Origin of the sequence: Aphanothece sacrum FPU1 (genome assembly GCF_003864295.1) — a bacterium.
In the GTDB taxonomy this organism is placed as follows: domain Bacteria; phylum Cyanobacteriota; class Cyanobacteriia; order Cyanobacteriales; family Microcystaceae; genus Aphanothece_B; species Aphanothece_B sacrum.
This window is the reverse complement of record NZ_BDQK01000013.1, coordinates 1173868-1186619: the sequence shown is the minus strand read 5'-3', so window position 1 is coordinate 1186619 and position 12752 is coordinate 1173868. Positions and strand designations below refer to the sequence as shown.

At 34.9% G+C, this 12752-nt stretch carries 9 protein-coding genes; all 9 read right to left on the bottom strand.

The features are described 5' to 3' along the window. Positions 1-525: sugar phosphate isomerase/epimerase family protein (locus AsFPU1_RS16540; RefSeq protein ID WP_174715386.1), on the bottom strand; the 525-nt coding region annotated here is incomplete at its 3' end. A 72-nt stretch (positions 526-597) separates the two neighbouring features. Then, the gene (locus AsFPU1_RS16535) at positions 598-1815 is read right to left on the bottom strand and encodes an MFS transporter (protein ID WP_124973039.1); all 1218 of its coding nucleotides are present in this window, start codon (positions 1813-1815) and stop codon (positions 598-600) included. 232 nt (positions 1816-2047) lie between these two features. After that, complete coding sequence (locus AsFPU1_RS16530; protein ID WP_124973037.1) at positions 2048-3211, bottom strand: 2-deoxy-scyllo-inosose synthase; 1164 nt, start codon at positions 3209-3211, stop codon at positions 2048-2050. 605 nt (positions 3212-3816) lie between these two features. Then, on the bottom strand, positions 3817-4401 hold the full coding sequence (locus AsFPU1_RS16525) for a TolB family protein (protein ID WP_438357507.1): 585 nt from the start codon (positions 4399-4401) through the stop codon (positions 3817-3819). After that, complete coding sequence (gene pedR, locus AsFPU1_RS16520; RefSeq protein ID WP_124973035.1) at positions 4385-4669, bottom strand: photosynthetic electron transport-dependent transcriptional regulator PedR; 285 nt, start codon at positions 4667-4669, stop codon at positions 4385-4387. The genes AsFPU1_RS16525 and pedR overlap by 17 nt, the downstream gene beginning before the upstream one ends. A 120-nt stretch (positions 4670-4789) precedes the next feature. Continuing rightward, positions 4790-10576, bottom strand: coding sequence for an AAA family ATPase (locus tag AsFPU1_RS16515; protein WP_124973033.1), 5787 nt, complete (start codon positions 10574-10576; stop codon positions 4790-4792). Between the two features lie 97 nt (positions 10577-10673). Beyond that, on the bottom strand, positions 10674-11252 hold the full coding sequence (locus tag AsFPU1_RS16510) for a hypothetical protein (protein ID WP_125061140.1): 579 nt from the start codon (positions 11250-11252) through the stop codon (positions 10674-10676). Positions 11253-11274: 22 nt separating this feature from the next. Continuing rightward, complete coding sequence (locus AsFPU1_RS16505; RefSeq protein WP_125061139.1) at positions 11275-11631, bottom strand: hypothetical protein; 357 nt, start codon at positions 11629-11631, stop codon at positions 11275-11277. A 33-nt stretch (positions 11632-11664) separates the two neighbouring features. Continuing rightward, the gene (locus AsFPU1_RS16500) at positions 11665-12750 is read right to left on the bottom strand and encodes an amidohydrolase family protein (protein ID WP_124973028.1); all 1086 of its coding nucleotides are present in this window, start codon (positions 12748-12750) and stop codon (positions 11665-11667) included. Between the last annotated feature and the right edge of the window lie 2 nt (positions 12751-12752).

The window sequence follows — 12752 nt, the reverse complement described above, 5'->3', positions numbered from 1 at the left end:
GTGAAAAGTATCAAGTATAATTGTCAAATTATGGGCATCAACTTGATTGATTAACTCAACAACATCAACACTGGTAAGAATGAAGCGACAAAGATAACGGTTAAGGGGTTCAAATCCCAAGTTAATATTAGCTTTCTGAGCATAAATAGCAAGCTTTTTACAAGAATCAATCAGCCAATAAATTGCCCCCAAATAATCCTTAATTGATTGATTTTGAATGTATTCATGACAAGTAATAACTGGATGTCCTAATTCTGCTCCGTAATCGATTAATTTTTTGTAATAATCAATCGCTATTTGTCTACAATTTAGGTAATTATTAGCTAAATCAAAATTAGCAGGAGTCAAGGAAAAAACATCTAAATTATGATCATTTAAAACTTTTTTAACCTCTGTTGATGATACCTTTTCAATGTCAACATAAACCTCCATACCATCAAAACCCATACTGGCGATAATTTTCGCACTTTCAATTAAATCTACATCGCCAAAAATCCAATTAGTTACGCCAATTTTTCGTTTCATAATTACCTCCATTTTTTTCTGAAATAATTTGTTTTTTAGACTCTAAGAATAGAGTCTTTGATTTATATCTAACTACTGAGATGTCCGAAGTCTTATTAGCAGAAAATTTAAGAAAATAAGCACTGTTAAAGCAAAAATAGCACTACTATAAAACACCCCTTGCATTCCCCAAATAGTAAACATTCCTCCTGCTAAAATCGGGCCTAATGCTTGTCCTAAAGACAAAACTGTTGCATTAACTGCCATAAAACCTGCCCGATATTCTTGGGGTGCTAATTCTCCTAATAAAGCTTGGGTTGAAGGAAATACCATTCCATGAGCCAAACCAAATAAAATACTGGGAAGAAATAGCAACCAAATATTATGAATTAATGGTGTAATAATTAAAGCAGTAGCATACACAATAAATGAAGCTTTAATGAGAGTTACTTCAGACAAAAATCGGGCAAATAATCCTAATTGAGATGAGACAAATGCCAAAGAAAGAGCCATACTCGCTAAAATAATTCCTATGACAAAATGAGAAGCACCTAATTGAGCATCCGCTAATAAAGGGATATAGGTGAAGTAGGGACCAAATAAGAGAATAAACAAAGCAACAACCGCTATTAATAAGCCTATCACTTGGCGATTATTAATACTATTCCAAATATTCCCTAAATAGCTTTTTAATTCAAATGTTTCGGATTGAGGTCGATGAGGAATTCTCAAAAAAAATAACACAAAAAAACTAAGAGGAACTGCCATCAAAGGTAATAAAAAAGGATAACGCCATCCCCAAGTAGTTAACCCTCCACTAATTAAAGGATAAATTGCTAAACTAAGACCAATACTGGTGGCATTAAAAGCCATCGCTGCTGTTAGTAATTTACCTCGATAAAGGTCACTAATTAAGGTTAAAGCTAATGACTCTAATGGTGCAGCACCAACTCCCTGAAGAAAGCGAAATTCGATTAAAGTCCGAAAATTTGCAGCCAATGAACATACCATTCCAGCAATTGCAAATAAGAGCAACGCAGGGACTAATATTTGCTTTCTTCCGTAGCGATCTGCTAATATTCCAGAAATGGGTGTACCAATAGCGATGGGAATAACAAATACTGTAATTACCCAGCCAATATTTTCAGGAGAAACCTGAAATTCTTCTGCTAATGAAGGTAGGGTCGGCCCAATACTACTTGAACCTAAAACTGCCATTAATGTGATGCCAATAATCAGCTGAAGATTGGCATCTCGATAAATTTTAATGGAGCTTTTTAGACGTTGAGAAACATCTTGTTGATTAATCATATTACAAAAAATTCACTAACTTAATGAAGGGCTAAGTTTTATGAGAAATATCGAGAAATTTTTGCGACAAAAATAGACATCGCTAAAGTGAAGGTAAACAACATTTACCAAGAGAGGTGATTCACCCGCTTATGTGCTATCATGAGGGAGGGTTTAGGGAGTAAATACTCCCATAAACCTTAACTAGTATTTTGTAGATCGTCCTCCTTATTAAATAAGTAAGACGATTTTTTTATGCAGAAATTCGATGACTATATTGTTGACTGGCAATAAATTGATCAACAATTTTTTCCACCAGATTTAAGTCAACAGTTACTAAAAAATCTCCTTCTGGATTGTGACATTTACCAATTTTTTCTAAGATAACAAAACGGATATCCTCTCCAGTTTTTTTGTTGTCGGCAATCATAGCATTCATGAGTTGCTTAGTGGTAATATGTTGAGGTAAAGGTCGATTAAAGCCTAATTTTTCCTCAATCATGTAGTAGTGTAAATCCACATCTTCATGAGAAATACATCCCAACTCATAAGCTAGTTCTGCTGCAATTTTCATGCCAAAAGAAACTGCTTCTCCATGAGACATTTTTCCTTTTTCTAACCATTCAATTGCATGACCAAAAGTATGACCATACTCTAACACAATACCATAGTGTTTTTCACTAGGATCTTGCTTTAAAATTTCTAATTTTGAGAGAATGATTTGATAGGCAAGGTCATACAACTGTTCGTCAGAAAACTTCAATTGAGGATTCAAGACTGTATCCAAATAATCCAAAAAACTAGCATCAGAAATGAAACCATTTTTAATGCCTTCAATGATACCACTACGCTTAGAAACAGGGGGTTCTGTCTTTAAATATTTGGTGTCTGACCAGATAAAAATGGGACTGTGATAAACACCAAAATGGTTCTTCCCAGTTTTGCCATTTACTGCTTGTTTATTGCTGAGGGTGCTATCCGTTTGACCAGTCATACTCGTGGGAACTTCAATATAACCAATTCCCCGATAAATTAACCCTGCCGCTAGTCCGACAATATTGCCAACAGTTCCCCCACCAAAAGCGAGTAATAGGGATTTTTTTGACACCCCTTTAGTAATTAAATCTTCACAAGTATGTTCTAAAACAGGGAAGTATTTACACGCTTCTCCATTGGGAACAAATTCGAGAAAACAGGGATATTTTTCAGCTATTTTATGATACAGTTCTTTACCATAAAGCTCAAAAAGATGCGGTTCTGTAAAGAAAAAGATTTTGTCAAAACTATAGCTATCCAAGACGTTGACAAATTCATGTTCAATATCAAAACCAAAGTAAAAGGGACTGGGTTTTGCTAACTCGGTACTCAAGGTAATGACTTTACCAGGGACAAACTCAGTAGCAGATTTAAGTTTCATGATCTTTCCTCACTTGTTTATTGCGAATATTTATCAAGAGTATCATATGATTTTTGTATTTGAACCAAATACATATTTTCTTAATATTTGTGATATTTAAAAAGTTTAAACGAATGTTAACCTTGTTTTAAAGGTAATTATGGGTGTATAAACAAGTAATAAGTTTTTTTCGTTAAAATATGAAGGAATAAAGCATAATTGAGAAAAATGAGCCGAAAAAAGAACTTTTATTATACCAAAGAACAATAGTGCTTATAATCTAGGATGAGGCAATTTCAGAATTATTATAAACTTTATTCATAATAATTATCAATAAAGACTCATAAAGCCCGCGATCGCGGGCTTTATATCATTAACGGTTCTACCGGACAAGTTATGCTAAATTATTACAAAAAATAGACTTTAACTCTTAAGAGTTAAGCTATACAAACAAAGGTTGCCTACGCAACCTAGAATGAGCGTCCGCGCTCGTCGGACGATTGTTTTTATAGAATAAGGCTTTAGCCTTTTATTAATTATTAGTTTAGCATAGTTTGTCCTGTAGAACCGTTTATATGCTCGCATTATGTCGAACTCAAGTCACAAATAAATTTTAATTAATTAGGTTAATTTTCCTTATTTTGAGGTTCAGGGACTTGATTGGGTACTTTCCCAGGCAGAGATAAAGGGGTATTTAATCCCCTATCATAAATAACAATATCCCATTGTCCTGACCGATTAGATTCAAAAGCAATTAAACGACCATTACCACTAATAGTCGGGTGACGCACTTCTCCTAACAAATTTTTCGTCAAATTTTTAGATTCAAAGGTTTGACGATCATAAACAAAAATATCCGATTTTCCTTCTTGTTCAGAAACATACACAATGTATTTGCCGTCTGCACTAATATCAGGTTGATCCTGAACTGTCCCTGGTTGATTAATGCCGGGTAAAGATATTAACCCGTTAGTCTGAAAATCATACAACCAAATACCTCGTTTTCCCTGACGATCAGAAGCAAATACTACATAACGACCTTCATAAGAAAACTGGGGGTTTTGTTCGGCTGCTATACTGTTTAAAGTTGCTCCTAATCGTTGGGTAGGAGGGGTAATAAAAGCCCCATCTCCACAAGCTGTTAAACCCAAGGCAAAACTAGCGGTTAAAATTTTCCACCCTTGATGAGTCGGTTTAAGATAACGCTTCACTAGCAGAAGAACTGTTAAAAGGAAGGTAACAGCAATTAACATCATTGAGACAGACTTTACCCCATTGTAAAGCCCATCGAACCAGTTCAACACGATTTTCTGTTTTAGTTTTGGTCAAAATATTGCTAATATGATTATCAACAGTTCGTTTGCTAATTTCGAGTTTTTCGGCAATTTCTAAATTAGTTAGTCCCGTTGACACTAATTCAAGGATTTCTAGCTCACGACCCGATAGAGAAGCAGGGCCAATAGATTTGCTACTCACCATAAGTATTTTTTCCGTAGTACATTTACTTGTCCACTGTCTTCATTGTAGAAGATACTTAGAGATTAGCAACATTTTCTCAGAAATTAGGAAATTTAGTTTAAAATCCGCTCCTACCAGTTATTACCTACTACCAGTTAGCCAACTATGATTAAAGATCAATCTGTAAATACGATTATTAACTTTGAGAAAATTCGGTTCTTTAATCACTAATCCTGACAAAAGTAATTCTCTTTCCACAGAACTGTCAGTCATGGCAATTTCTTCCCGTTCTAAAACCCGTCGGTAAAGTTCTAATAGTTGGGCTGATTGTTTACTTTTAAACATACGATCGCGAATCGTCCTCAAATGCTCTGGCTCATCCTGAAATTCCCAATTTTGGATAACATGGATTTGGATAAAGTTCTGGAGCCAAGTGGCTTGATCATTAACGGGAATGGGAGCAGAACTATCACGAATCAGTTTACAGATTTTTTGAGTGAGAAAAGGTTGGCCATTCGTCCAGTTTAATACTTCTTTGAGTAGAGTTTGGGGATTACTGACTTTTTCAGCTAAACCTTGCAATAGAGGTTGAGCTTCATGTTCTTTAAAGCCTTCTAGATGAATAGCTTGACCAATATTAAAAGGCGTTATCTGAATATCGGTCATTAAATCCCCAGGAGTCGTCACACCAAAAAGGGCAAAGGTCAAACGCTCATAAGCGGGATTAATACTGCGTTGATTGTAACAGGAACGAATGAAGGCAAAAAAGTCATGAACTGAGAATTTTAAACCTAGAACGCTATCAATTTCATCAATAAAAATAACCAAGGGTTTTGAGGGAACTCCGTTTTCTCTACCCGCTTCCATTAATAGGACTTCTTCGATCAATTGACTTAATTTTTGCACAGGAGAAATATCGCCTCGTTCTCGCCACCAGGTTTTAAAATTAATCTTGCTGCGTAAATCAAAGCGTCGTAATAACTCAAAGGCAAATCCTTTATACCATTGCTCTGGAGTCACATTTTCACTGCCGATACGGGTCATATCAATGGGCGCACAGCAATATCCTTCGCACTGTAGAAAATTAATCATCCGCACCATCAAGCTAGATTTGCCCACCTGTCGGGGATTAAGAACGTAGCAGAATTCTCCCCGTTTTAAGGCTTTATAGAGATAGCGATCGCCTGCTCGCACGACGTAGGTAGGGGTATCCATCGGTAAGCTTCCGCCCACTTGATAATCAAAAGTTGAAAAAGATTCTTCGCTTTTGAGCAAATCATTTTCAAAACGGAGTTCGACTTGGGTAGCTTTGAGAATTTCTATGGTTTGGGACAATTCTTTAGTCCTTTCTTCTACTTTCTTTTCTAAAGTTTGATAGAGTCTTGAATTATCAATGGAAATAGCGGCTTGAGCAGAAAGAATATTTAAAATTTCGATTCGTTTAGGAGTAAAAGCATCTGTAGTTAAGTTATTTTCGAGATAAACAATACCGCTTAGGTTTCCTTGATTGATTAAGGGAGTACAGAGAATGGATTTTGTTTGGTTGGCGATAATATAGCGATCGTTAATAAATTGTTCTTCTGAAACAGCATTATTTAAAACGAGAGATTCTTGGGTACGGGCGACATAGTGGATAATAGTAGTAGGTAAAATGGGGGTGTTGTTATCAGTATTTACTGAGTCTATGCGAATAGATTGTAGGAGACTAATTTCGTCGTTATTGGCTATTCCTTGGGCTTCGATAACCCAATTATTTTCCTGTTTTAAAAGCAGATAACCTTTTTGCGCTCCTGCATTTTCAATCACAATTTTTATCAATTTTTGCAGTAGATTTTCGAGATTTACTTCGCTTGATATGGCTTGGGAGGCTTTGAGAATTGTTGCAAGATCAAGTATTTCTCCCTCAGTTCCAGTAGTAGAGATATTTGTGCTTGGTCTGTTGGATTTATTTTGGTTGGAGATACCTAATAAATATTGGGGATATTCTTCTTCTAGTTGTTTGACTTTGGCTTTTGCTCCCCAATGGAGATAACAATGATAAGCATTTCTGAGATACAATTTACCAATTTCTTCTCGACCTAGAGAAAAATAAAATTCCGAAGCACGTTCGTAGGCTAAGGCTTCTTCGTGGATAAATTCATATTTCTTGGCTCCTTGAATTGCTTTTTCATAGAATTCTTGAGCTTTCCAGTTTTGACCTAAGATTCTTGCTTTTTCTGCTTCAACTAAATCGTATTTATGTTGAAAATTTTCAGCACAATTTTCAGCCCATATTTTCATACTTTCCTGATTATTTTCTACTTGTTCTAGTAATTCTTTTCGCTGCTCAATATCAAAATTATTGTAATGGGCAAGATAAGCAAGAGAAGAATAAAAAATGTGTTGTACATTGAATGATACTGCTCCGCTGATTGCCATAACATATTTTCCTGCATATTGACTATTCTTAAAAGCATTAAGAGAATCTTTTAGAATATAAAAAACCAGAGTTTTTCCAAAATAGTAAACAAATAACAACCATTGATTATTTTGATTAATATATTTTTCTAAATGTCTATTTTCTTCATCTTGAGAGTTTCCGATCAATAGATATTTATCTTGGTTACTTTGTCTTAAATTTGCGATAATATTTCTGCATATTTCCATTAAATTTATCGAATATTCTTGATTTAGTTTTTTGATTAATTTGGTGTATTTTCTATAATCCTCTTCAACTTGTTTCAAATCACACCCTCCAAAAAACTTGATAAAGCAATAGGTTAGAGATAGATAACAAACATACTCATTATTGCCGGTATCTATTCCTTTTTGTAAACTATTTAGTATTTCTTCTAGTGCCAGATTGTCATTAATACATTCTTTGCAATGCCATATGAATGCGTAATACAAATATATAACTAAAGGTTCTACTTTAGGAATGTTGTATTTCTCCAAAAGTGTGGTAGATAGTTTTCCAAACTGATATCCACCATCAATATCCCCTATTACTGCACAAAGAAGCATTCCATAACAAGCATAAGTAACAGCAGCTTGAGGAGGGTTATTATATTTAACACACAGATTAAGCTGAATTAAGATTATCTCAACAAATAATGAAAAATTTGTTGTCCATGTTGCAGTCATAACAGGCTGTAATATGGACATAGCTGCTAGTTTATAAGGATCGGTCATTATAGGCAAAGCAGCTATATCTTCAATGCTTTTACCTTTCAATAGCAATTTTAGAGATCTATCTTCTTGTTTAATCCTATTTTTTATTTCACTCTCACTAACAAGTTTTTTGGGGATTTTTATCCCAAGTTTTTCTAATGCTTTAACAGCAGTATCAATGGCTTTCTCTGGTTGAAATAGAGCATAATAAGACAAGATTGCTAACTCATATACCTTAACTTGATCGAGAATATTGTTCGCCTTTTGCAAAATAATTGCAGATAGTTCTTCAATTCGCTCCCACTTGATATTTAAGTATAGAACTTCTAAGGTTTCTACCTGAAGTTCTAATGTCAATTTATATTGATAATCCCAGCTATTTTCTGTTAATAATCCTGAACCAGTCTCAAAATATATTAAAGCTGATTCATAAGCGGTTGAAGTTTTGGCTTTTTTCCCTGCTTGAAGATTTAATTTAGCTAACTCATCTTTTTCTATTTGCTCACTGATTAAGGCAGACCCTTTATTAAGATGATTGACAATATCAAAAATGTTGTTTTGTAACTCATTCTCTTTAATATTTTTCAGGAATAAACGACCTATTTGTAGATGAACTTGCTTTTTTTCTTTTTCTGGAATTAGGGAATAAGCAGCTTGTTGTATTCGATCATGTAAAAATTTGTAGGGAATGTAAGTAGAATCTAACTTAGAAGATACTTGAGAATTATGTGATGTATCCACTAAATCCCAAAGCAGAGGAACTTTATAATTATTATTTAGAGGAATTATTAAACCTTCATTTATGCTATGCTGTAGATCTCTAGCGGTTACTATTTGAGATTTATCATTGACGATAGAAAGAATTTCTAAATCAAAATGGTTGCCAATACAGGCTGCTAATTTAAGAATTTGTTGAGTTTTTAGATCTAATTTTTCAATTTTGCTGACCATCAATTCAACTACATTATCAGTAATGGATACACTTTTGATTTGTTTTATATTCCATCGCCAATAACCCGGCTGATTGTATTCTGAATTAAGAAAAGATTGATAGTGATCAAATACTAATAAATTTTCTTGGTATAAAAAATAAAGAAATTGAGTTAGGAAAAAAGGATTGCCGCCAGTTTTTGCAGCAATCAACTCAGCTAAAGGTTTTGAGACTTCCGTTGAACAACTTAGGGTATCGGCGATTAATTGATTAATATCCTGAATTTTTAAAGGATAAAGGTTAACCTCATTTATTAGAACTTGTGCTTGATTAATTTTCTCTAAAGTGTGCATTAGAGGATGAGTTGGACTAACTTCATTATTTCGATATGCCCCTATCATTAGAAAATATTGGTTGTCGGGATTTGACATTAATTGCTCAATTAAATTCAGAGACGATAAATCTGCCCATTGTAAATCATCAAGAAAGATAACTAAAGGATGTTCTTTTTTGCAAAAAACACCTAGAAATCGTTTAAAAAATAAATTAAATCGATTTTGACTTTCAGTTCCGCCTAGCTGTTCAACTGGTGACTGTTGTCCGATAATTTTTCCGACTTCGGGAATTACATCGATAATAATTTGACCATTATTATCTAAAGCTTCTAAAATTTTCTTTCTCCAAGTTTGTAGCGTTATTTCCGATTCGCTTAGGAGTTTATTAATTAAGTATTGAAAAGCCTGATAAATAGCAAAATAAGGAATATCTCGCTTCAATTGATCAAATTTACCCCTAATAAAGTACCCTCGTTTTTCTGTGATGGGTTTGTAAATTTCATTGACTAAAGCAGATTTACCAATACCTGAATAACCAGAAATGAGAATCATTCCAGTTGTCCCTTGGCTAACTTTCTCAAAAGTCGTTAAAAGTTGAGTAACTTCCTGTTCTCGACCATACAGTTTTTGAGGAATATGAAACTTCTGGGCAATATCCTGACTTCCTAAAGGAAACTGAGAAATTTGCCCTAGAGTCTTTAATTGATTAAGACAGGTTTCTAAATCAGCTTTAATTCCCCAAGCACTTTGATATCTTTCCTCTGGGGTTTTAGCCAACAATTTTCTGACGATATTAGATACAGCTAAGGGAATATCAGGAATTAGTTCATGAATGGGTAAGGGTTGTTGTGCGATATGACAATGAACTAACTCCATTAGGTCAGTCGTTTCAAAAGGAAGTTTGTTGCTTAAAAGTTCATAGAAAGTAACGCCAAGAGAATAAAAATCACTGCGATAATCTATCCCTCTGTTCATTCTACCTGTTTGTTCTGGCGCAATATAAGCTAAAGTTCCTTCTAGTTGATTAGGGGAGCAAACCGTCGGAAATTCCTGATATAAACGGGTGGCAATGCCAAAATCAATGATTTTGAGTTGTTCCGTTTGGGGGTTATAAACAATATTAGAAGGGTTAATGTCTTTGTGGATGATGTTAGCAGTGTGAATTGCTTCTAAACTCTCAGTTGTTTTAATCGCAATAGTGAGAAAGTTTTCTAAGCTTAATTGACTCTGGGATAGTAATAATTTTAAAGATTGACCGCCAAAGTCTTCTAAAATTATTGCTAAACTATTCTCATATCGCTGTAAGTTATAGGCTTTAACAATACTATCTGCATTCAAAGAACGAGTAATTTCATATTCTTGTTTATAGCGTGTGAGTTCTGAAGCAGTAGGATAGTTTTCTTTGAGAATTTTAAGAATAATAAATTGATTATCTGGCTTTAGTGTGGCTCGATAAACTAATGAGTTAGCACTTTCATAGATTTTTTCGATAATCTGATAGTTTGTTAACATAATACCATCCTAATAAATAAGCCATAAAATGAGCTAATTAGTGAGGTTTAGCACTTTGCTAATTTATGGCTTACTTTATCCATTGAAATTCAATAAACTACAAACAACTAAGAGGTATATAAGGATAGGGTGCGACGACGTGATCTAATTGCTTATTCTTCCAGTTCTCACTATCTTTCTCAGGATAAAATGGGTAACCACCACATTCATAATGTTCTTTTGCAGTGACCCACTCTTTGATGTGTTCCTCTTTAAGACTAAACTCATTCGGTTTCGGAGGATAACCCATAGTGACTTTGGTATAAGGAGGTTTTGGTGATAGTCCTGCTTGGGAAATATCTATTCTAGTAGCATAAAATGTATCCCAAGATAACCTGACTGCATACTCCCAAATCAACTCATAAGTGCTTAAAATGGGGTCACAAATCCTTGTCAATTCGCCATTTTCTTCGTAGTAATATGCTTGCCCACATAACAAAAGGGCTAAAGGTATTGAAGCATAACTTACGGATTCAGGCTTGATCAAGAAATCAAGCAATTGGGGGTTCTTCTTTTCAATTTCCAAGAGCATTTGCTTTAGTCGAAGATCTGGAACTTTCTCTGAAAGTATATAGCTATCAGGAATAATATTATATGTATCTAATATTATTCTGGTCAGTTCTATTTTAAGTTTCATTTCTTTTTCTATTTCATTTGGGTTAAGGCCACGTATAAGTAAAAAGCTGAGATAGCTTACGACATTGTAGTAAAAAACGCACAGTGGAATATTCTATGTCCGATTTAGACACAAAATCAGCATCAATTTCTACCCCATTTGTAGGTAAAATCAATCCAGTTCCATATTCTTGATCTAAATATTTTTTCTTTCCATATACTAATTTAGCCTTAAAATTTTCTGAGTTAGGATAATCTTTCTCAAGTATGAGTAGTTGAAACCAATATTCATCACAGTTATGATAACTATCAATTGGAGAAATATTGTACGCTGAAACGACATTATGGTTTAAATTGGACTTAAAACTATTAAGAAGATCGCGTGTGAACAAACTTGTCATTTTCTAGCTCCTATTAATTAAGGGGTAAGAGTTTTAAACTACCCTATAAAAGCGGGCAGGATTCTGCCAAAGTATTTTTTGCACCGTTTCTTTCGATAAATCTTTCTCAAGCTTAACCACTTGACTGACAATATCGGGCTTATGATCCATATGCGGATAATCCGAGCCAAAGATGAGATTGTCACTGCCAATATAATCTATCACCTGAGATAGATAAGGTTCAGAGGGTTCAATCGCAATATAACATTGGCGACGAAAATACTCAGACGGTATTAATTTTACATTATTATCGACTTCCCACTGTAAAGTTTTATACTCTTCATCAAGTCGCCATAACCAGTATGGCAACCAACCGCAACCCGACTCTAGAAAACCAACTTTTAACCGAGGATGACCCTCTAAGACTCCGCCTTCAATTAATGCTAAGAGTGCCATCATCTGTTCCATCGGGTGAGAACAAGCATGGAGCGCAAAACGAGTATGAAATCGATCTGCTCCTGTAGTGGGTAAACGACTCCAGTGTCCTTCATGAAGGCCCACCCCTATATCTAAGGCTTCACATTCCGTCCAAAAAGGTTCGTAGGCAGGATCGCTCAAAATTCTGCCTTTAACAGGGTTGGGACGCAAAAAAACGGCTGTCCAACCGAAATTGGCAATGCGATGTAACTCTTTAATCATGTCTTCAGGATCATGAAGATTTATTGCACCGACTCCCCTTAACCTATGAGGATCGTAACTGCAAAATTCTTCATATAACCATGTGTTATAGGCACGAGTAAAAGCCCCAATTACTTCTGCTCGAAGAGAATCAATGGCAAATAGCCAGAGTCCATAATTAGGATAAATAAAGGCAATATCGATGCCCATTTGTGCCATGGATTGAACATGGGATTCAGGATTATATCGGTTGAAGTAAGCATGGGGATGGGCTTCCCTCATCAGTCGATTGCCTTCTTCTTGGACTTGTTGGGAGATTTTTTGACTAATGAGTTCTCCTTTGATTTTCATGTCGGCAGAAGGCGCAAACTCTCGAAACTCAGGCTCAAGATATTTCACCCACATATCGGTTGGTTCGATCACATGGGCATCGGCATCAATAATCTTGTATCCATTGATCATAA